General features: G+C 74.6%; 16 protein-coding genes. 2 read left to right on the plus strand and 14 right to left on the minus strand.

Annotated elements, in window-relative coordinates; all coding sequences use genetic code 11:
• Positions 1–29: 29 nt before the first annotated feature.
• Together ectA and ACF07N_RS29610 are read right to left on the minus strand one after the other, a co-directional pair.
• On the minus strand, positions 30–536 hold the full coding sequence (gene ectA / locus ACF07N_RS29605) for a diaminobutyrate acetyltransferase (RefSeq protein WP_383346866.1): 507 nt from the start codon (positions 534–536) through the stop codon (positions 30–32).
• Positions 537–887: 351 nt separating this feature from the next.
• Entirely contained in the window at positions 888–1,985 is a 1,098-nt protein-coding gene (locus ACF07N_RS29610) for a pyridoxal-phosphate-dependent aminotransferase family protein (RefSeq protein WP_392118645.1), read from the minus strand.
• A gap of 130 nt (positions 1,986–2,115) precedes the next feature.
• Between ACF07N_RS29610 and ACF07N_RS29615 the strand changes: the two genes are divergently transcribed.
• The gene (locus ACF07N_RS29615) at positions 2,116–3,213 is read left to right on the plus strand and encodes an amidohydrolase family protein (protein ID WP_392118648.1); all 1,098 of its coding nucleotides are present in this window, start codon (positions 2,116–2,118) and stop codon (positions 3,211–3,213) included.
• A gap of 152 nt (positions 3,214–3,365) precedes the next feature.
• Positions 3,366–4,259 carry an SCO1860 family LAETG-anchored protein gene (locus ACF07N_RS29620; protein WP_383332012.1) on the plus strand — a complete coding sequence of 298 codons (894 nt, stop codon included), beginning with the start codon at positions 3,366–3,368 and terminating at the stop codon, positions 4,257–4,259.
• 148 nt (positions 4,260–4,407) lie between these two features.
• On the opposite strand, the gene cobC is transcribed toward ACF07N_RS29620, so the two are convergent.
• From cobC to ACF07N_RS29680, 12 genes are all read right to left on the minus strand, one after another.
• Complete coding sequence (gene cobC, locus ACF07N_RS29625; protein WP_392118651.1) at positions 4,408–5,463, minus strand: Rv2231c family pyridoxal phosphate-dependent protein CobC; 1,056 nt, start codon at positions 5,461–5,463, stop codon at positions 4,408–4,410.
• Complete coding sequence (locus ACF07N_RS29630; RefSeq protein WP_392118653.1) at positions 5,453–6,391, minus strand: sirohydrochlorin chelatase; 939 nt, start codon at positions 6,389–6,391, stop codon at positions 5,453–5,455. Before ACF07N_RS29630 ends, cobC begins: the two co-directional genes overlap by 11 nt.
• A complete protein-coding gene (locus ACF07N_RS29635) occupies positions 6,388–6,975 on the minus strand; it encodes a precorrin-8X methylmutase (RefSeq protein WP_037756942.1) in 588 nt (195 codons plus the stop codon). Before ACF07N_RS29635 ends, ACF07N_RS29630 begins: the two co-directional genes overlap by 4 nt.
• Positions 6,972–8,672: a precorrin-3B C(17)-methyltransferase gene (gene cobJ, locus ACF07N_RS29640; RefSeq protein ID WP_383346883.1), complete on the minus strand. Its 1,701-nt coding sequence runs from the start codon at positions 8,670–8,672 to the stop codon at positions 6,972–6,974. The genes ACF07N_RS29635 and cobJ overlap by 4 nt, the downstream gene beginning before the upstream one ends.
• Positions 8,669–9,907 carry a precorrin-6y C5,15-methyltransferase (decarboxylating) subunit CbiE gene (cbiE, locus tag ACF07N_RS29645; protein WP_392118657.1) on the minus strand — a complete coding sequence of 413 codons (1,239 nt, stop codon included), beginning with the start codon at positions 9,905–9,907 and terminating at the stop codon, positions 8,669–8,671. Before cbiE ends, cobJ begins: the two co-directional genes overlap by 4 nt.
• Positions 9,904–10,722 carry a precorrin-4 C(11)-methyltransferase gene (gene cobM, locus ACF07N_RS29650; RefSeq protein WP_383332024.1) on the minus strand — a complete coding sequence of 273 codons (819 nt, stop codon included), beginning with the start codon at positions 10,720–10,722 and terminating at the stop codon, positions 9,904–9,906. The genes cbiE and cobM overlap by 4 nt, the downstream gene beginning before the upstream one ends.
• Positions 10,723–10,788: 66 nt before the next feature.
• On the minus strand, positions 10,789–11,520 hold the full coding sequence (cobI, locus tag ACF07N_RS29655) for a precorrin-2 C(20)-methyltransferase (RefSeq protein ID WP_392118660.1): 732 nt from the start codon (positions 11,518–11,520) through the stop codon (positions 10,789–10,791).
• Positions 11,517–12,938 carry a cobyrinate a,c-diamide synthase gene (locus tag ACF07N_RS29660; RefSeq protein ID WP_392118663.1) on the minus strand — a complete coding sequence of 474 codons (1,422 nt, stop codon included), beginning with the start codon at positions 12,936–12,938 and terminating at the stop codon, positions 11,517–11,519. The genes cobI and ACF07N_RS29660 overlap by 4 nt, the downstream gene beginning before the upstream one ends.
• Entirely contained in the window at positions 12,935–13,534 is a 600-nt protein-coding gene (cobO, locus tag ACF07N_RS29665; protein ID WP_392118666.1) for a cob(I)yrinic acid a,c-diamide adenosyltransferase, read from the minus strand. The genes ACF07N_RS29660 and cobO overlap by 4 nt, the downstream gene beginning before the upstream one ends.
• On the minus strand, positions 13,534–15,528 hold the full coding sequence (locus ACF07N_RS29670; protein ID WP_392118669.1) for a putative cobaltochelatase: 1,995 nt from the start codon (positions 15,526–15,528) through the stop codon (positions 13,534–13,536). The genes cobO and ACF07N_RS29670 overlap by 1 nt, the downstream gene beginning before the upstream one ends.
• Positions 15,525–19,196: a cobaltochelatase subunit CobN gene (gene cobN, locus ACF07N_RS29675; protein WP_392118672.1), complete on the minus strand. Its 3,672-nt coding sequence runs from the start codon at positions 19,194–19,196 to the stop codon at positions 15,525–15,527. The genes ACF07N_RS29670 and cobN overlap by 4 nt, the downstream gene beginning before the upstream one ends.
• Positions 19,193–20,701 carry a cobyric acid synthase gene (locus tag ACF07N_RS29680; RefSeq protein WP_392118675.1) on the minus strand — a complete coding sequence of 503 codons (1,509 nt, stop codon included), beginning with the start codon at positions 20,699–20,701 and terminating at the stop codon, positions 19,193–19,195. Before ACF07N_RS29680 ends, cobN begins: the two co-directional genes overlap by 4 nt.
• Position 20,702 lies beyond the last annotated feature (1 nt).

Below are 20,702 nucleotides of genomic sequence, written 5' to 3' on the forward strand. Positions count from 1 at the left end.
CGAAGTCTGCGGGGGTGGGGCGGGCGGTCTCAGCGGGGCAGCGGTCCGATGCGGTACAGGACCTCCGGGTCGTGCGGCCCGTCGGGGAACAGGCCCGTGTCGAACAGCACCTCGCGCTCCAGCGGCGCGCCGTGCCGCTCGGCGAAGGACGTGAACAGGCGCTCCGAGGCGGCGTTGCCCGGAGTGATGGTCGTCTCCACCGTCGTCACCGCGCGCTCGGCGACGGTCCGCGCGACCAGGCCGTCGAGCAGCGCCGCGGCCAGGCCGCGTCCGCGGTGCGCCTCGTCCACGGCCACCTGCCACACCAGCAGGGTGCGCGGGCTGTCCGGGCGCACGTACCCGGTGATGAAGCCCATCGGCTCGCCGCGCTCGTCACGCGCGACGGCCGAGGTGGTGGCGAAGTCGCGGCACCACAGCAGATAGCTGTAGGACGAGTTCACGTCGAGAACCTTGGAATCCTTCGCCATCCGCCACAGTGCGGCTCCGTCGGCCACCGTGGGTCGGTCGATGTGCGGATCTGCTTGTACGGCGGTCATGCGAATGGAACTTACCCAGCGAAATTCAAAATTGCATCGCCGATCGGGCTTACATGTGAGCCGCCCCTGTGTTATCGCGCGAGCGCGAGGCTCGGAACACAGGGGCGGCGAAAGGTCCGATATTGTCCGGGTAATACCGGGCAAAGGGGTCACTGTGTGTAACGCGTCACAGCCGTGTAACCCTCACGAGACCTGCCGGAATTACCTCGCGAAAGGTCCTCAAAATCTGCGCGTTTAGGACCGGGGAAAGCGGGCAGAAGAATACCGGTAGCTTTTCCTGGAAGAATTCATTAATTGTGTGCCAGCTTACATGTGGGACAACTCGAGAAGTCCACGGAATTCAAGTTCCGGTCACTTCGCCGATTCGACGGCCCGCAGGGCGCTCTCCACATCCACCGACAGGCCCTGCGCGGACAGCGCCACCCCGAGTGCCGCCAGGCTCGCCCGGACGGCACCCGGCGTCGCGTCGGCGCCGTAGTGGTTGACCCGGATCATCTTTTTGGCCAGCGCGCCCCCGCCCGCCGCGAGCGGCAGTGCCGGGTCCGCCGCCAGGGCCCGGCCCACCAGCTCCGAGGCCACCACGCCGGCCGGGACACGCAGGGTCGTGGCGACCGGCGCAGCGTCGCGGGCCTCGTACACGTAGGGCTCCAGACCGCCACCGAGCGCGACCGCACCGGCGCGGGTGGCCGCAGCGGCGGAGGCGTGCCGCGCCATCACCGCCTCCAGGCCCGACGCCTCGATCCGCTCCACGCACGCCTCCAGCGCGAGCATCTCCAGTTGCGCCGGCGCGTGCAGCAGCGCCTTGCGGCCCCCGTCGATCCACCGCTCCTTCCAGTCGAGCAGCGACAGGTACGACCGCCGCGGCGCCCGCGGGTTCGCCGCCATCCGGGCCCAGGCCCGCTCGCTCACCGACACCGCCGACACCCCGGCCGGGCCGCCCATCGCCTTCTGCGCCCCGATCACGCACAGGTCGACGCCCCACGCGTCCGGCAGCACCGGCTCGGCGCCGATCGACGCCACCGCGTCCAGGTAGAACAGCGCCCCGTGCGCCCGCACCACCTCACCGATCTCCGCCACCGGGTTGGTGTTGCCGGTCGCCGCCTCCGCGTGCACCAGGGACACGAAGTCGATCTCCGGGTGCGCGGCGAAGGCCTCCCGGATCTGCTCGGCCGTCACCGCCGTGTGGAAGGGCACCGCCAGGTCGATCACCCGCGCGCCGCAGTCCCGCAGCCAGTCGCCGAAGGTCTGTCCGTACGGGCCCGTGATGACGTTCAGCGCCGTGGTGCCCGGACCGGCCGCGGCGCGGATCGCTCCCTCCAGCGGCAGCAGCGCCTCACCCTGCATGATCACGACGTCCTGCCGGGTGCTCAGCAGCCGCGCCACACGGTCCTCGATCGCGGCGAAACGGTCCGCGTCGAGCGGGGCCAGGTCCAGAAACGGATGCGTCACAGCAATGCTCTCTTCACTCACAGGTCCGACGGCATCGAGGGTAACCGCCGGGTAGCGCGGCCCCCGTCCGCGAGGCCCGCGGGACCGGCCCCTTTCGGGGCGCCGCCGGCGGCTCACTAAGGTGCCGTGCATGAGCGATCACGCGGTGCTGCACGTGAAGGGACGGGTGCTCGTCGGGCCCGAGGACGTCCGGGACGAACTGTGGGTCGTCGGCGGCCGCGTCTGCTACGACCGCCCCGCCGGAGCCCGCGACGTCCGCACGGTCGAGGGCTGGGTTCTGCCCGGCCTCGTCGACGCGCACTGCCACGTCGGACTCGACCGGCACGGCGCGGTCCCGCGGGACGTCGCCGAGAAGCAGGCGCTGACCGACCGGGACGCGGGCACCCTGCTGATCCGCGACGCGGGCTCGCCCTCGGACACCCGCTGGGCCGACGACCGCGAGGACCTGCCCAAGATCATCCGCGCGGGCCGGCACATCGCCCGTACCCGCCGCTACATCCGCAACTACGCCTGGGAGATCGAGCCGGACGACCTGGTCGCCTACGTCGCCAGGGAGGCCCGGCGCGGTGACGGCTGGGTCAAGCTGGTCGGCGACTGGATCGACCGCGACCTCGGCGACCTGTCGGCCTGCTGGCCCCGCAGCGCGGTGGAGGCGGCGATCGCCGAGGCGCACCGCCTCGGCGCCCGCGTCACCGCGCACTGCTTCGCGGAGAGCTCCCTGCGTGACCTGGTCGAGGCGGGCATCGACTGCATCGAGCACGCGACGGGCCTCACCGAGGACCTCGTCCCGCTGTTCGCCGAGCGGGGCGTCGCCATCGTGCCGACCCTCGTCAACATCGCCACCTTCCCGCAGCTCGCCGACGGCGGCGAGGCCAAGTTCCCGCGCTGGTCGGCCCATATGCGCCGGCTCCACGCACGCCGCTACGACACCGTGCGCGACGCCTACGACGCCGGCATCCCCGTCTTCGTCGGCACCGACGCCGGCGGCGCACTCGCCCACGGCCTGGCGGCGGCGGAGGTCGCCGAACTGGTCACCGCGGGCATCCCGCCCGTCGAGGCCCTGGCGGCCGGCACCTGGAAGGCGCGCGCCTGGCTCGGCAGGCCCGGCCTGGACGAGGGCGCCCCGGCCGACCTCGTCGTCTACGACGAGGACCCGCGCGCGGACGTGCGCGTGCTGGCGGCGCCGCGCCGGGTGGTGCTCAACGGGCGTGTGGTGAGCGGGGCGTGACGGTGACGCCGGGGAACGCCTGTGCCGGGAGAATCGAATACACCGGCGATCCGGCCCCGTTGGGGTGAAGCGGTGCCGGATCGCTGACGGGGGGCGCGCGCCGGGGTGATTCTTTCCGGGTCCCGAGCCTGTCTCTTCTGGGAGTCCCCACCGTGAACAGCACTTCCTTCCGCATGCCCGCACGCCGTCTGGCGGCCGCAGCCACGGCCACGGTCCTCGGCGCGGTGCCCGTGGCCCTGGCCGGCGCGAGCCCGGCGCACGCCACCGGCGATCACGGGCGGGCGAGCGCCGTCGTCCTGCGCACCGGCCTCGACGTCTCGCTGCTCGACAAGTCGGTCCAGGTCCCGCTCGCCGTCTCCCTCAACCAGGTCGAGGCTCCGAGCAGCGCCGGGAAGACCACGCTGACGGCACGGCTGGACGCGGTGGACGGCGGCCGGCCCTTCAGCGTGCTGCGCGCGGACGTGGCCCGGGCGACGGCCACCACGACCGCCACGAAGGCCGAGGGCAGTACCACCCTGGCCCACGCCCGCCTGCACGTCCCGGGCCTGCCGCTGCTGTCCCTGATCGAGATCGAGCAGGTCACCTCCACGGCCACGTGCGAGGTGGGCAGGAAGCCGGTCGCCACGACCGGCCTGCCGGGTTCGGTCACCGTGCTCGGCAAGCGGGTGAGGCTGACCGCCGGCGGCCCGGCCGACGTCGTGGTGCCCGGCGTCGGCGAGGTGCGCCTGGAGCTGTCGAACACCCGGACCACGGCCCGCTCGGCCGCCGCCACCGCCCTGGAACTCAAGGTGTCCGTCAACCCGCTGAAGCTGAACGTCGCCGAGATCGACGGCACGCTCACACTGGCCGAGGCGACCTGCAAGACCCCCAGCCCCGCGGCCGAGGCCTCCGCCCCGCCCGCCGGCACCAGGCCCCAGGGCGCCCCCGCCGAGGCGAACCTGGCGCAGACGGGCGGAAGTCCGGCGACGCCCTACCTCGTGGGCGGCGCGGTGGCCCTGCTGGCCGGGGGCGGTGGAGCGGTGTTCCTGGCCCGGCGGCGCGGCTGACCCGGCAGGGGCCCGCACCGGCCCGGCCGCGCAACGGTGGCTGAGCGCGAAGGCCGAGTCCCGGGCGCTCCCGCTCGCCCCCCCCGGCGGTGTTCCCGCCCCCGCGTGCCCGGCCCGGCGGCGTGCGGTGACGCCCCGGGCCGGGACGTCAGTGGTCCAGTGCCTTCTCCAGCGCCCGCAGGAATCCGTCCACGGTCGCCCGGTCCCGTACCGCCAGGCGCAGCCACTCCTCGTCCAGGCCGGGGAACGTGTCCCCGCGGCGCACGGCGTAGCCGAGCTCGCGCAGGCGGTGGCGGACGGCCGCCGCGCGCGGCAGGCGGATCAGCAGGAACGGGCCCTGCGCGGGCCCGGTCACCCGCAGCCCGGCCGGGGCGAAAGGGGCCAGACCCGTCAGGAGATGGGCCCGGTCGGCGGCGATGCGGTGCGCGGCGTGCGCGGCCTCGGCCACCGCCCGGGGCCCCACGCACGCCTCGGCCGCCGCCAGCGCCGGCGTCGACACCGGCCACAGCGGCTGCGCCCGCTCCAGGTCCTCCACGGTCTCAGGCGCCGCCAGGACGTAGCCGATCCGCAGCCCGGCCAGCCCCCACGTCTTGGTCAGGCTGCGCAGCACCACGAGACCGGGCACGTCGGTCCGTCCGGCCAGCGACTCCCGCTCACCCGGCACGGCGTCCATGAACGCCTCGTCCACCACCAGCACCCGCCCGGGCCGGGCGAGCGAGGCGACGGCGCCCGCCGGGTGCAGCACCGACGTGGGGTTGGTGGGGTTGCCGATCACCACGAGGTCGGCGTCCTCGGGGACGGCCGCCGGGTCGAGCCGGAAGCCGTCCTCCTCCCGCAGCAGCACCCGGCCCACCGTGTGCCCGGCGTCCCGCAGCGCCGCCTCCGGCTCGGTGAACTGCGGATGGACCACGACCGGCCGCCGCACCTTCAGCGCCCGCGCCAGCAGCACGAACGCCTCGGCCGCGCCCGCCGTCAGCAGCACCCGCTCCACCGGCAGCCCGTGCCGCTCCGCCACCGCGGCCCGCGCCGCCCGCCCGTCCGGGTAGGCGGCCAGCCCGGTGAGCGACGCCGCGATGTGCTCCCGCAGCCACTCCGGCGGCGTGTCCGCGCGGACGTTCACGGCCAGGTCGACCAGCGAGCCGCCGTCGTCCCGGACCTCCGCGTCGCCGTGGTGGCGCAGGTCGTGCCCGCTGTCAGTGCGCATGCGAGTGCGCGCCGTGGTGATGCCCGTGCCCGTGACCATGACCGTGGTGGTGGTCGTCGTCGTCCGGGTGGAAGTGCGGCTGCTGCGGCATCCCCACCTTGTCCTCGAAGCCCGGCAGCGCGATGCGGTACACGCACGAGTCGCAGTTCATCCGCAGATCGCCCTTGACCGCCTCCTCGTACCGCTCCCACACCAGGTCCAGCAGCTCCGGCTCGGGACCGATGACGTCGGCCGAGCGCACCTCGACCTCCGGGTGCGCGGCGGCCCAGCCCTCCGTCTGCTGGCGCACCCGGTCCGGCAGGATGCCCGTGAACAGGAAGTAGGGCAGCACCACGATCCGGCGCGCGCCCAGCCGCACGCACCGGTCGAGCCCGCTCGGCACGTCCGGCGCGGCCAGCGACACGAACGCCGTCTCGACGCCCGCGTAACCGCGCCCCTCCCACAGCAGCCGCGCCGCCTTGTGCACCTCGGCGTTGGCGTCCGGGTCCGTCGACCCGCGCCCCACCAGCAGCACCGTCACGTCGGACCGGTCCCCGGGCGTGCGCCCGGAGCCGGCGCCCAGCGCCTCCTCCAGCCGCCGCTCCAGCACGTTCAGCAGCGCCGGGTGCGGCCCGAGGGGACGCCCGTAGGTGTACGAGATGCCGGGGTGCCGTTCCTTCTCGCGGGCCAGCGCGGCCGGGATGTCGCCCTTGGCGTGCCCGGCCGACACCAGCATCAGCGGCACGGCGGCGAACCGCCGCACCCCGCGCTCCACCAGTTCGGTCACGGCCTCGCCCAGCGGCGGCGGGGACAGCTCGATGAAGCCGCCCGCGACGGGCAGTTCGGGGTGGCGGGCCCCCAGCTCCCGTACGAAGTCGCGGAACGCCTCGGCTCCGGCGTCGTCCCGGGTGCCGTGGCCGGCGATGAGCAGGGCGGGCGGGGTGGTCACAGTTTCTCCTCGGCGGAAGTGGGGTGGTACAGCAGGGCGTTGAGCGCGGCGGCGGCGACCGCCGAGCCGCCCTTCTCGGACACGTTGCTCACGGCGGGCAGCCCGCTCTCGCGCAGGGCGGCCTTCGATTCGACGGCGCCGACGAACCCGACGGGCAGGCCGATGACGAGTGCCGGGTCGGCGTCCAGGGTCAGCAGTTCCTCCAGCGCGGTCGGCGCGTTGCCGATCACCCACAGGGCGCCCGGGCCGACCTGCTCGTAGGCGAGCCGGATCGCGTGCGCGGACCGGGTCAGCCCCGGACCGGCCTCGGCGTCCCGCAGCCGGCAGACGGTCTCACGGCGGGTGATGCCGGCCCCGACCATCTCCACGTCCACGACGACGGGCGCCCCGGCGTGCAGGGCGGCGTGCGCCTTCTCCAAGTCGGCCTCGGCCATGACGAGGTCGGTGGCGTAGTCGAGGTCGGCGGCGGAGTGGATGACCCGCTCCACCACCGCCCGGGTCAGCGGCGGGAAGTGCGAGGTGTCCAGCCGGGCGCGCAGCCGCCGGTAGGACTCCACCTCGATGGGATGCACCACGCGGTTCACTCGGCGCCCTCCTGCGTCGTCTGCCAGCGGTAGCCGCGGGGCGTCACCATGCGCCCCGCGATGTCCCGGGTCGCCGTGTTGCCCACGGTCACGACCGTCATCATGTCGACCGTCGCCGGGTCGAGCGCGCCCAGCGTGGTGAGCCGGCTGGACTCGTCCGGCCGCGAGGCGTTCCGTACGACTCCGACCGGCGTCCCGGGCGCGCGGTGCCCGGCGAGGATCGCCAGGGCCTTCGGCAGCTGCCAGTCGCGGCCGCGCGAGCGGGGGTTGTAGAAGGTGACCACGAGGTCCGCCTCGGCGGCCGCCCGCACCCGGCGCTCGATGACCTCCCAGGGCGTGTGCAGGTCGGACAGGCTGATCGACACGTGGTCGTGGCCGAGCGGCGCACCGAGGATCGCGGCCGCAGCGAGGGCCGCCGTCACCCCGGGCACGCCGATCACGTCGATGTCGTCGGACGCCTCGGCGAGCGCGGGGGAGGCCATGGCGTACACGCCCGCGTCGCCGCTGCCGATCAACGCGACGGCCTGTCCCTTGCGGGCCTCCGCGACGGCCGTGCGGGCCCGCTCCTCCTCGGCCCCGAGCCCGGACTCCAGCACCCGTGTGCCGGGCCGCAGCAGGTCCCGGATCTGGTCGACGTACTGGTCGAGCCCGACGAGCACGGCGGCGCGCCGCAGTTCTTCCCGGGCGCGTGGCGTCAGCAGGTCCCGGGCGCCCGGGCCGAGCCCCACCACGGCGAGCCGCCCGCGTCCGGGCCGCCGTACGACGGCACAGGTCGCCATCGCCGGGGTGCCGTCGGCGCGCCGCGACTTCCGCTTCGGCACGAGCAGTTCACCGCCGCGCAGCAGCGCCGAGGCCTCCGCCACGGACGGCGTGCCGACGGCGGCCAGGGGCGCGTCGGACGGGTTGGGCACCTCGACCCCGGACAGTTCCGCGGCCGGGTACGTCACGAGCGGCACCCCGAGCCGCCGCGCGGCCTCGACGACGCCCGGCTCCCCGGCCTTGGCGTCGACGGTGGTGAGCTCCGCCAGGCTGCGGACCGACAGGCCCGCCTCCCGCAGCGCCGACCCGACCAGCTCCAGCACCTCCTCGGCGGGAACGCCCGAGGAGGCGCCCACGCCGACGACGAGGGACGGCGGCCGCAGCACCACCTCACGCTCGGCCGCCTCGACCAGCCGGTCGGTCACCCGGATCGTGTACGCCCCCTCGGCCGCGACCGGCAGCGGCGGCAGCGGCCAGGCCACCTCGGCCCGCAGCGCCACCGGCTCACCGTCGAGCAGCGCACGCGACACGGCGGCTACATCGCCCTCCACGGGCAGGCCGAGCGTGTCCAGGCCGGGCAGGTCCACGGCGTCCGTCGCCGTCGTCACCACGGGCTCGGCGCCCAGCACCTCACCGACCTCGCGGGCGAGGGCGTTGGCGCCGCCGCCGTGCCCGCCGGCCAGCGACACGGCGAACCGCCCGGCCTCGTCGACGCACACCACACCCGGGTCGTTCGCCTTGTCCGCCAGCAGCGGGGCGACGATCCGCACGACCGCGCCGGTCGCGAGGAAGCACACGAGCTGCTCGCACTCCGCGAACGCCCGCCGGACGGCGTCCGCCACGGGCCCGTCGTACACGCGGGTGCGGTCCGGCCACGCCGCGGCCAGCCGGTCCCGCGCCGCCGCCCCCGCCGCGGTGGCGGAAATGAGGCCGATCACTGGGCAACTCCCTCACGATCCAGGGGCCTTCTGACGCCCCACAACAGGAAAACCGGATTGGCCGCCGCGAGCCGGGTCACGTCACCCGGCAGCGGCGCGAGCCGGGACGACTGCAACAGCACCCCGTCGCAGGAGAGACCGGCGCCCGTCAGCGCGGTGCGCACAGCGGGCACCCGGTCGAGCGCCGTCATCGCGACGACCACCGCGCGCCGGGCCCGCCGGGCGCACACGTCGACGATCGCGGGCAGTTCCCGCCCGCCGCCCCCGACGAACACGGCGTCCGGGTCGTCGGCGAGGCCGTCCAGCGCGTCCGGCGCGGCACCGTGCACCACGCGTACGTCCACACCGTGCGCGGCGGCGTTGGCGCGGATCCGCTCCACCCCGTCGGGCGCCTTCTCCACGGCCACGGCCGCCGCCCCGAGCCGGGCGCACTCCACGGCCACCGAACCGGACCCCGCGCCCACGTCCCACACCAGGTCACCGGGCCGGGGACCCAGCCGGGCCAGGGCCAGCGCCCGCACCTCGAACTTGGTGATCATCGAGTCGCGGTGCGCGAACTCCGCCTCGTCCAGGGCCCAGCCGGCCGGCCGCTCCCCGGGCCCCGCGACCGTCCGCACCGGCCCGAGCGCACGGCTCTCGTCCAGGCACAGCACCACGCTCACCGCCGTACCCCAGTCCCGGGCGGCCGCCTCCTCCGGCGTCACCCGCTCCACGCGCTCGGCGGCGGAGCCGAGCCCGGACGCGACGACCAGCACCCGCTCCTCACCCGCCAGCGCGGCACCCAGCTCGGCCGGACCGGCCCCCGGCCCGGTCAGCACGGCCGTCTTCGCCCGCGCCCGGCACATGTTGACGGCCGTCCGCAGCTCCCGTCCGTGGGCGCTCACCACCACGGCGTCGTCCCAGGGCAGCCCGATCCGCGCGAAGGCGGCGGCGACGGACGACACCCCGGGCCGCACGTCCAGCCGCTCCGGCCCGAAGCGCTCGGCCAGCACCCGCACGATCCCGAAGAACCCCGGGTCGCCGGAGGCCAGCACCACCACCGGGCGGTCCTCGCCGACGTACTCCTCGATGGTGTCGAGGGCGGGCGCGAGCGCCCCGAGCACGACCCGCTCCGCCCCGCCGGGCAGCGGAACGGCATCCAGATGCCGCCGCCCGCCGACGACCAGCTCGGCACCGGCGAGGACGTCGGCGGCAGGCACCGCCGCCCCCGTCCCCGTGCCGACCACCGTGATCACGTGCTCGCCCCCCGCTCGCGCAGCGCCCGGCGGGCCTCGGGGTCGGCCTTGCGGTAGCCGTGGAAGTGCCCCGGGTGGTACAGGTGCGAGCGCGTGCCGTGCGCGTCGAGGGCCGGGCCGACCAGGAAGAGCGTGTGCTTCCAGAGCTTGTGCTCCTTGACCGTCTCCTCCAGCGTGCCGATCGTGCACTTCACGACCAGCTCCTCCGGCCAGGTCGCCTGGTACGCCACCACGACCGGGGTCGTCGTCGGGTAGCCGCCCTCCAGCAGCTCCCGCACCAGCTGCCCGCTGCGGGCGGCGGACAGGAAGACCGCCATGGTCGTGCCGTGCTTGGCGAACTCGCGGACCTCCTCACCGGGCGGCATCGGCGTCTTGCCGCCGCCGAGCCGGGTCAGCACCACCGACTGGGCGACCTCCGGGATGGTCAGCTCGCGCTGCGCCAGCGCCGCCACGGCCGAGAAGGAGGAGACGCCGGGGACGATCTCGGTCGCGATGCCGAGCTCGGCGCACCGGTCGAGCTGTTCCTGCGTGCCGCCCCACAGGGCCGGGTCGCCGGAGTGGATGCGGGCCACCTTCAGACCCTCGCCACGGGCCCGTTCGTACACGGCGACGACGTCCTCCAGGGACATGGTCGCCGAGTCGAGGATCTCCGCGTCCGCGCGCGCGTGGTCGAGGACCTCGGCCTGGACCAGGCTGGCCGCCCAGATCACGACGTCGGCCTCGGCGATGGCGCGCGCGGCGCGGAACGTCAGCAGGTCGGCGGCGCCGGGGCCGGCACCGACGAAGGTCACTTTGCCGGCGGGGGCGTCGGCCATGGGGTGGGTCCTCTCGTACAGGGGTTGGACGGTCAGGGGTGAGACGGCGGGGGAGAACGGGTGAGGTCAGAGCTTTCCGCCGCGGCCGCCGTCGCGCCGGGCGGGCGCGATGAGCGTCGACAGATAGGGCAGGGGAGCGCCGTCGAGCTCGGCGGCCGGGTGGATGGACTCCTCCGCCAGCCCCAGCGCCGAACCCCACACCGCGCCCTCGAGCCGCCCGGTCTCGCGCAGCGCCTCGGCGACCTCGTGGGCCTGCCGGCCGAACTTGTAGGCGACGACCGTGCCCGGCCCGGCGAGGGCCTCCTTCAGCACGGTCGCCCCGGCGGTGACCGGCACCAGCGTGAGCGGCTCGGTCCCCTCGGTCAGCACGGCACCCGACCGGGCGGCGAGGTCCTGCATGGCGGTGATGCCGGGCACGGTCTCCACGACGGTCCCGGGCACCAGCTCGGCGACGGTGTGCGCGAGGTAGGTGAAGGTCGAGTACACGTTGGGGTCGCCGATGGTGGCGAAGGCCACGGCGTCGTGCGCCCGCAGCAGTTCGGCGACGCGCGCGCCCGCCGCGTCCCAGGCGGCCTCGCGCCGGCCCCGGTCGCTGCGCTCGTTCAGCGCGAACACGACCCGCACGACCTTCTCCTCGGGCACGTAGTGCACCACGGTCGCCTCGGCCCGCCCGCGCTCGCCCGTGTCCATCACGGGCACGACGACCACGTCCGCCGCGCGCAGGGCGTTGACACCCTTGACGGTCACCAGCTCCGGATCCCCGGGGCCCACCCCGACTCCGACCAGCCTGCTGCTCATGACGTCCGGCACCTCTCCACGAACCGACGGGCCGCACCGGGCTCGGACGCCCAGTGCGTGTGCAGATAACTCGCGTGCACACCACGCTGTACGAAACCTTCGACCCGCGGCCGAGGGGTGCGCACGCCCCAGGCGGGCTCCGCCCCCGACCCGGGCTCCACGACGGTCCGGTGGAACTCGTGCCCGCGCATCCGCGTCCCGGCCGCCGCGAGCACGCTGTCGCCGACCGCGACGGCGTCCCGGTAGCCCAGCGTGAGCCGTTCGCTCATCCGCGCCGAGGCGTCCAGCACCCCGCACATCGGCAGCCCGTCCAGCTCCCGGCACAAATACAGCAGCCCGGCGCACTCGGCGGCCACGGGAGCGCCGCCGTTCGCCAGCTCGGCGACGGCCTTCCGCGACGGCTCGTTGGCGGACAGCTCGGCGGCGTACACCTCCGGGAACCCGCCCCCGATCACCAGTCCGCGGGTCCCTTCGGGCAGTTCCTCGTCCCGCAGCGGGTCGAAGGTGACGACTTCGGCCCCGGCGGCCGTGAGCAGCTCGGTGTGTTCGGCGTAGGAGAAGGTGAAGGCGGACCCACCGGCGACGGCGATGACGGGCGCGCGCCGCCCGTCCGACGGAGCCGGGCCGGAAAGGGGCGCCGGCCTCTCGCCCGGCCGGGCCGGGTGATGGGAGGGCGAGGCAAGCGCCTCGGCCGCATCCCAGGCCGCACACGGCAACGCGCCCGCGCTCCGCGCCAGCGCGGCCAGCGCCTCCAGGTCACACCCGCCGGCGACCTGCGCCCCCATCGCCGCCACGGCCTCCACCGCGGCCGCCCGCCGCTCGGCGACCGGCACAAGACCCAGATGCCGTGACGGCGTCTCCACCTGCCCCACCCGCCGCAGCACACCCAGCACGGGCACACCGGCCGAGTCCAGCGCCTCCCGCAGCAGTTCCTCGTGCCGGTCGGACCCGACCTTGTTCAGGATCACGCCGCCGACCCGCACCTCCGGGTCCCAGGAAGCGAACCCGTGCACCAGCGCCGCCACCGACCGTGACTGCGACGACGCGTCGACGACCAGCACCACCGGCGCCCGCAGCAGTTTCGCGACCTGAGCGGTGGAGGCCAGTTCCCCCTCCCCGGCGGCTCCGTCGTACAGCCCCATCACGCCCTCGACGACGGCGAGGTCACAGCCCCGCGCCCCGTGCAGGAACAGCGGCCCGACCAGCTCGGGCCCGCACAGGTACGCGTCCAGGTTCCGCCCCACGCGCCCGGTCGCGAGCGCGTGATACCCGGGGTCGATGTAGTCCGGCCCGACCTTGTGCGGGGACACGGCGAGCCCCCGCGCGGCGAACGCGGCCATCAGCCCCGTGGCGACGGTGGTCTTGCCGCTGCCCGAGGAGGGCGCGGCGACGACCAGCCGGGGGACGGAAACACTCACCACTCGATGCCCCTCTGCCCCTTCTGCCCGACGTCCATGGGGTGCTTGACCTTGGACATGTCGGTCACGAGGTCGGCGAAGTCCACCAGCTTCTCCGGCGCGTTCCGCCCGGTGATCACGACATGCTGCGTCCCGGGCCGGGCACGCAGGACGTCGACGACCTCGTCGGTGTCGACCCAGCCCCAGTGCATCGGGTACGCGAACTCGTCGAGCACGTACAGCTTGTACGTCTCGGCCGCCAGGTCCCGCTTGACCTGCTCCCAGCCCTCGCGGGCCTTCTCCTCGTTGTCCATCTGGGCATCACGCTGGACCCACGACCAGCCCTCGCCCATCTTGTGCCAGTCGACGGACCCGCCCTCCCCGGAGGCCCCCAGCACCCGCAGCGCGTTCTCCTCGCCGACCTTCCACTTCGCCGACTTGACGAACTGGAACACCCCGATCGGCCACCCCTGGTTCCAGGCCCGCAGCGCGAGCCCGAACGCGGCGGTGGACTTGCCCTTGCCGACGCCCGTGTGCACCACGACCAGCGGCCGGTTGCGCCGCTGACGGGTCGTCAGGCCGTCGTCCGGCACCACACTCGGCTGTCCCTGCGGCATTACGCGGCCCTCCTCTGTACGTCCTTCACCAGACCGGCGATCGAGTCCGCCCGCAACTCGTCCAGCGTCACGGCCGTACCGCCCAGCTCACCGGCGAGCTGCCCGGCGAGCCCCAGCCGCACGGGCCCCGACTCGCAGTCCACGACCACGGAGGCCACCCCGTCGGCCGCGAACAGCCGCGCCGCCCGCCCGGCCAGCGCGACCGGCTCCGGACCGCCGGTGGCGCGCCCGTCCGTCACCACCACGACCAGCGGCCGCCGCGCGGGGTCCCGCAGCCGCTCCACGCGCAGCACGTCGTGCGCCCGCAGCAGCCCCGCGGCGAGCGGCGTCCGCCCGCCCGTGGGCAGCGACTCCAGCCGGGCCGCCGCCGCGTCCACCGACGACGTCGGCGGCAGCGCGACGTCCGCGCCCGTGCCCCGGAAGGTCACCAGACCGACCTTGTCCCGCCGCTGGTAGGCGTCCAGCAGCAGCGACAGCACGGCGCCCTTCACGGCGCTCATCCGCTGCCGGGCCGCCATCGACCCGGAGGCGTCCACCACGAACAGCACGAGATTGCCCTCGCGCCCCTCGCGGGTGGCCTGCCGCAGGTCGTCCCGGCGTACGACCAGGCCGGGTCCGGACCGTCCGCGGGCCCGCTGGTGCGGGGCGGCGGCCTGCACGGTCGCCGCCAGGTGCAGCTTGGTGAGCGCGCCCTGCGGCCGCCGCGCCCCGGTGGTGCGCCCGTGTTCGGTCCGCGCCCGCGAGCGCCGCCCGGCGACACCCTCGCCGATCCCGGGCACGCTCAGCACCTTGGCCCTGAACGGCTCGGCAGCCCGTACGGCCGACTGCTCGCCGCCTCCCGACGGCTGCGGCTGCCCGCCTTCCCCGGCCTCGGGCGAGGCACCGGTGTCACCGCCCTCGGGACCCTCGCCGGGGTCCGGCTGCCCGCCGCCCCCGCCGGGCCCGTCCGGTCCGGGGTCCGGATCCGGGTCGTCGTCCTGCGAGCCGCCGAACTCCTCCAGCGTCTCGTCCAGCTTGTCCTCGTCCAGCCCGGGCGCGTCGAAGGGGTTGCGCCGCCGCCGGTGCGGCAGCGCGAGCAGCGCCGCCTGCCGGACGTCCTCGGCGAGCACGTCCGTCCGCCCGGCCCAGGCGGCCAGCGCGGTCGCGGTCCGGGCCATCACGATGTCGGCGCGCATGCCGTCCACCTCGAAGGCCGCGCAGGTCGCCGCGATCTGCCGCAGCGCCCCGTCGCCGAGCCGCACCGACGGCAGCAGCTCGCGCGCCGCCACGATCCTGGCCCGTACCGCCGCCTCTTCCTCGGCCCAGCGGGCCGCGAAGCCGGCCGGGTCGTCGTCGTAGGCCAGCCGCCTGCGCACGACCTCGACCCGCTGGTCCGGCTCCCGGGAGGCCGCGACCTCGACGGTCAGCCCGAACCGGTCGAGCAGCTGCGGCCGCAGCTCGCCCTCCTCGGGGTTCATCGTGCCGACGAGCAGGAACCGGGCTGCGTGCCGTACGGAGACGCCCTCGCGCTCGACGTACGAGGCGCCCATCGCGGCGGCGTCCAGCAGCAGGTCGACCAGGTGGTCGTGGAGGAGGTTGACCTCGTCGACGTAGAGGATGCCGCGGTGCGCGTCGGCGAGCAGGCCGGGCTCGAAGGCCTTCACGCCCTCCGACAGCGCCCGCTCGATGTCCAGCGCGCCGACGAGCCGGTCCTCGGAGGCGCCGACGGGCAGCTCGACCATGCGGGCGGGCCGCTCGGCGCCGCCGCCGGCCTCGTGGGGCCCGTCCGGGCACCCCGGGTCGGGGGAGGCGGGGTCGCAGGAGAAACGGCAGCCGGGGACGACGGAGACCGCCGGCAGCAGTGCCGACAGGGCCCGCACCGCCGTGGACTTGGCGGTGCCCTTCTCGCCGCGCACCAGCACACCGCCGACCGCCGGTGACACGGCGTTCAGCAGCAGCGCGAGCCGCAGGTCGTCCTGGCCGACGACGGCCGTGAACGGGAACGGGGTGGTCACTTGACGTCGCCCTCCAAGTCGCCTTCGAGCTCCAGGTAGGTGGCGCGCAGCCGCTCCAGCGTCTCCGCGTCCGGCTCGGCCCACAGGCCCCGCTCGGCCGCCTCCAGCAGCCGCTCGGTGATGCCGCGCAGCGCCCAGGGGTTGGACTTCTTCATGAAGTCCCGGTTCTCCGGGTCGAAGACGTACTCGGCGCTGAGCTTCTCGTACATCCAGTCGTCCACGACCCCGGCCGTGGCGTCGTACCCGAAGAGGTAGTCGACGGTCGCCGCCATCTCGAAGGCGCCTTTGTAGCCGTGCCGCCGCATGGCCGCCATCCAGCGCGGGTTGACCACCCGGGCGCGGAACACCCGGTGCGTCTCCTCGCCCAGCGTGCGGGTCTTCACCTGGTCAGGGGTGGCCGAGTCGCCGACGTAGGCCTCGGGGGAGGCGCCGGTCAGATGCCGCACCATGGCCACCATGCCGCCGTGGTACTGGAAGTAGTCGTCGGCGTCGACCAGGTCGTGCTCGCGGGTGTCGACGTTCTTCGCGGCGACGGCGATCCGCCTGAACGCCGTCTCCATGTCCCCGCGCGCCGCCCGCCCGTCGAGCCCGCGCCCGTACGCGTAGCCGCCCCACACCGCGTACACCTCGGCGAGGTCCGCGTCGGAGCGCCAGTTGCGGGCGTCGATCAGCGGCAGCAGACCGGCCCCGTACGCCCCCGGCTTGGAGCCGAAGATGCGGGCGGTGGCGCGGCGCCGGTCGCCGTGCTCGGCGGTGTCCTCGTCGGCGTGGGCGCGGACGTAGTTGGACTCGGCCGGCTCGTCCAGCTCGGCCACCGCCCGCACGGCGTCGTCGATCAGCCCCACCACGTGCGGGAACGCGTCCCGGAAGAAGCCGGAGATGCGGACCGTCACGTCGATGCGCGGCCGGCCCAGCTCCGCCAGGGGAATCACCTCGAAGCCGGTCACCCGGCGCGAGGCGTCGTCCCAGACGGGACGGCAGCCCAGCAGCGCCAGGATCTCGGCGATGTCGTCACCCTGGGTGCGCATCGCGGAGGTGCCCCACACCGTCAGGCCGACGGACTTCGGGTACTCCCCGGTGTCCTGGAGGTACCGCTGCACCAGCGAGTCCGCGAGCGACTGCCCGACCTCCCAGCTGAGCCGGGACGGAATGGCCTTGGGGTCGACGGAGTAGAAGTTCCGGCCCGTCGGCAGCACGTTGACCAGACCGCGGGTGGGCGAGCCGGACGGACCGGCCGGGACGTAACCGCCGTCCAGGGCACGCAGGATGTGCCCGATCTCGTCGGTGGTCTTCTCCAGCCGGGGCACGACCTCGGCGCAGGCGAACTCCAGCACGGCGACGGCGTCGGGCAGTTCGGCGCCGAGCACCTCGCGGACCAGCGCGGGAACCGCGGCCGCGTCCCAGCCGCGCTCCTCCATGCCCTCAGCGATCCGCCGGCACAGCTGCTCCAGCAGGTCGATCGCGTCGGCGGCGCTGCGGGACGGCCCGTCGACCAGGTCCGTCAGCTCGGCGGGCACCTTCACCGGGGCGCCCGGCTCGGCCAGCAGCTCCTTCTCCACCAGCCCGAAGTGCTCGGCCAGCGCGGCCCGCAGACCCGGCAGCGCGTTGGCCCGGCCGCCCCACACCTGCGAGGCGCGCAGCACGGCCAGCACCAGGTTGACGCGCGGCTCACCGACCGGCCCGCCGCCCAGGACGTGCAGGCCGTCGCGGATCTGCACGTCCTTGATCTCGCACAGGTAGCCGTCGATGTGCATGACGAACTCGTCGAACGCCTCGTCGTCCGGCTGTTCGTCGACGTGCAGGTCGTGGTGGAGCTCGGCCGCCTTCACCAGCGTCCAGATCTGCGCCCGCACGGCCGGGGCCTTGGCCGGGTCCAGGTCGGAGACGAGCGCGTACTCGTCGAGGAGCTGCTCCAGCTTGGCCAGGTCGCCGTAGGTGTCGGCGCGGGCCATCGGCGGCACCAGGTGGTCGACGACGGTGGCGTGGCCGCGGCGCTTGGCCTGGGTGCCCTCGCCGGGGTCGTTGACGATGAACGGGTAGACCAGCGGCAGGTCACCGAGGACGGCGTCCGGGGCGCACCCGCCGCTGAGCCCGAGGCCCTTGCCGGGCAGCCACTCCATGGTGCCGTGCTTGCCCATGTGGACGATGGCGTCGGCGCCGAAGCCCCCCTCGGATGTCGCAGCCTCCAGCCAGCGGTAGGCCGCCATGTAGTGGTGCGAGGGCGGCATGTCGGGGTCGTGGTAGATCGCGATCGGGTTCTCGCCGAAGCCGCGCGGCGGCTGGATCATCACCACGACGTTCCCGAACTGCAGGGACGCCAGCACGATGTCGTCCCCGTCGACGTACAACGAGCCCGGCGGCTCGCCCCACGCCTCGGTCATGGCGTCCCTCAGCTCCGGGTCGAGCTTCTCGAACCAGGCCCGGTAGTCCGCCAGGGGCACCCGCGCGGGCGCCGAGGCGAGCTGCTCCTCCGTCAGCCACTCCACGTCGTGCCCGCCGGCCTCGATCAGCCGGTGGATCAGCTCGTCGCCGTTGTCCGGGTAGCCCTCGACGGCGTACCCGGCCTGCCGCAGCGCGTCCAGCACCCGCACGGCCGAGGCGGGCGTGTCCAGCCCGACCGCGTTGCCGACCCGCGAGTGCTTGGTCGGGTACGCGGTGAAGACCAGCGCGAGCTTCTTCTCCGCGTTCTCCTTGTGCTTCAGGCGGGCGTGCCGTACGGCGATGCCGGCGACCCGCGCGGCCCGCTCCGGGTCGGCCACGTACACGGGCACGTCGTCCGGGCCCTGCTCCTTGAAGGAGAACGGCACGGTGATCAGCCGCCCGTCGAACTCCGGGATCGCCACCTGCATCGCGGCGTCCATGGGGGACAGGGCGGCGTCCGACTCCTCCCAGGCCTGCCGCGAGGAGGTCAGGCACAGCCCCTGCAGCACCGGCACGTTCATCCCGGCCAGCGCCCCGATGTCCCAGGCCTCCTCGTCCCCGCCCGCCGAGGCCTGCGAGGCGTGCGTGCCGCCGGCGGCCAGGACGGTGGCGACCAGGGCGTCGGCGCGGCCCAGGATCTCGTACAGCCCCTCGTCCGCGCCGCGCAGCGAACCGCAGTACACCGGCAGGGCGTTGGCGCCGTGGGCCTCGATCGCGTCGCACAGGGTGTCCACGAAGGCGGTGTTGCCGCTCAGTTCGTGGGCCCGGTAGAAGAGCACGCCGACGGTGGGGCGGCCCTCGTGGTGCGCCCGCTCGCCGTGGACGCCGTACTCTGGCATCTTCCGCGGCGCGGCGAAGCCCTCACCGGTGAGCAGCACGGTGTCGGACAGGAACCGGGCCAGCTCGGTGAGGTTCTCCGGCCCGCCCTCCACGAGGTACTTCAGCGCCTCGGCGACGACACCGGCCGGCACCGACGACTCGGCCATCAGCTCCGCGTCCGGCACGGCCTCGCCGCCCAGCAGCACGGTCGGGATCCCGGACGCCTTCAGCGCGGCGAGCCCGTCCTCCCAGGCCCGCTTGCCGCCGAGCAGCCGGACGACGGCGACGGACGCCCCGTCCAGCAGGGCCGGGAGCTCCTCCCGGACGTCCACGCGGGTCGGGTTGCCGATCCGGTATTCGGCACCGGAGGCGGCCCGGGCCGCCAGCAGGTCCGTGTCGGCGGTCGACAACAACAACACAGTGCTCATGCGGGTGCTCCCGGTGGGATGAAGGGCAGTCCTTGCGGCGCGCCGGACTCGATGAGCCGCCACAGCGCGTCGGTGTCCGCGTGCTGTTCGATCAGGTCGCCGAGCCGGTCGAGCTGCTCCTCGCGCAGCGCGGCGAACGAGATGTCCGGAGCCGGCACGAAACGGCGGCCCGCGGCGGCCGCCACCTCGCGCAGGAACGCCCGCCGGAAGCCGTCCGACTCCAGCGAGCCGTGCCAGTGCGTGCCCCAGGTCTGGCCGACCCGGCAGCCGTCCAGGAAGGCCTCGCCGCCGGTGACGTCGGCGACCCCGTGGTGGATCTCGTAGCCCTCGACCCGCTCGCCGAGGGCCTCGCCCTCCGGCCGGGTGAGGGTCTTCTCGCGGGCGAACCGCACCCGCACGGGCAGGATCCCGAGCCCGTCGACGTGACCCCGGCGGCTCTCCACGTCGTCCTCGATGTGCTCGCCGAGGAGCTGGAAGCCGCCGCAGACGCCGAGCACGGGCCGCTGCTCGGCGGCCCTGCGCACCAGGGCGTCGGCGAGCCCCCGCTCCCGCAGCCAGTCCAGCGCCCGGACCGTGCCGCGGGTGCCGGGCACGACGACGAGGTCGGCGTCGGCCAGCTCCTCGGGCCGGTCCACGAACCGCACCACGACGCCCGGTTCGGCGGCCAGGGCGTCCACGTCGGTGAAGTTGGACATCAGCGGCACCGCGCACACGGCGACGCGCAGCACGTCCTCGCCGAGCGGCGGCGCGACGACGGATTCCCGCACGGCTCCCCGCAGGGAGACGCGCAGCCCGTCCTCCTCGTCGATCCCCAGCCCGTGCCGGAACGGCAGCACGCCGTACGTCTTCCGCCCCGTCAGCCCGTGCAGCATGTCCAGGCCCGGCTCCAGCAGGGAGACGTCCCCGCGGAACTTGTTGACCAGGAACCCGGCGACGCAGTCCTGGTCCTCGCGGGACAGCAGCGCCACCGTGCCGAAGAACGAGGCGAAGACACCGCCCCGGTCGATGTCGCCGACGACGAGCACGGGAAGCCCGGCGTTGCGGGCGATGCCCATGTTGACGATGTCGGTCCGCCGCAGGTTGATCTCGGCGGGAGAACCGGCCCCCTCACAGATCACCGCGTCATACGTGCCCCGCAACTGCTCCAGGCAGTCCAGCACCGTGCCGAGCAGCTTCTGCTGCCGCCCGCCGTGATAGCCGCGCGCACTCAGCTCACCGACCGGCTTGCCCAGCAGCACGACCTGACTGCTCTGCTCGCCCCCGGGCTTGAGCAGCACGGGGTTCATCAGCGCGGTCGGCTCCACCCGGCAGGCCTGCGCCTGCATCGCCTGCGCCCGCCCGATCTCGGCGCCCTCCCGCGTCACGAACGAGTTCAGGGACATGTTCTGCGCCTTGAACGGCGCGACCTTGACGCCCTGCCGTACCAGCCACCGGCAGATCCCGGCCGTCACGACGCTCTTGCCCGCGTCGGAGGTGGTCCCGGCGACGAGAAGCCCACCGCTCATG

Source organism: Streptomyces sp. NPDC015242 (assembly GCF_043079125.1).
Lineage (GTDB): Bacteria > Actinomycetota > Actinomycetes > Streptomycetales > Streptomycetaceae > Streptomyces.

What these genes read in the sequence shown, in the direction of transcription:
- ectA (WP_383346866.1), bottom strand. Translation starts at nt 536, where the DNA reads ATGACCGCCGTACAAGCAGATCCGCACATCGACCGACCCACGGTGGCC.
- ACF07N_RS29615 (WP_392118648.1), top strand. Translation starts at nt 2,116, where the DNA reads ATGAGCGATCACGCGGTGCTGCACGTGAAGGGACGGGTGCTCGTCGGG.
- cobC (WP_392118651.1), bottom strand. Translation starts at nt 5,463, where the DNA reads ATGCGCACTGACAGCGGGCACGACCTGCGCCACCACGGCGACGCGGAG.
- cobM (WP_383332024.1), bottom strand. Translation starts at nt 10,722, where the DNA reads ATGGCCGACGCCCCCGCCGGCAAAGTGACCTTCGTCGGTGCCGGCCCC.
- cobI (WP_392118660.1), bottom strand. Translation starts at nt 11,520, where the DNA reads ATGAGCAGCAGGCTGGTCGGAGTCGGGGTGGGCCCCGGGGATCCGGAG.
- cobO (WP_392118666.1), bottom strand. Translation starts at nt 13,534, where the DNA reads ATGCCGCAGGGACAGCCGAGTGTGGTGCCGGACGACGGCCTGACGACC.
- cobN (WP_392118672.1), bottom strand. Translation starts at nt 19,196, where the DNA reads ATGAGCACTGTGTTGTTGTTGTCGACCGCCGACACGGACCTGCTGGCG.
- ACF07N_RS29680 (WP_392118675.1), bottom strand. Translation starts at nt 20,701, where the DNA reads ATGAGCGGTGGGCTTCTCGTCGCCGGGACCACCTCCGACGCGGGCAAG.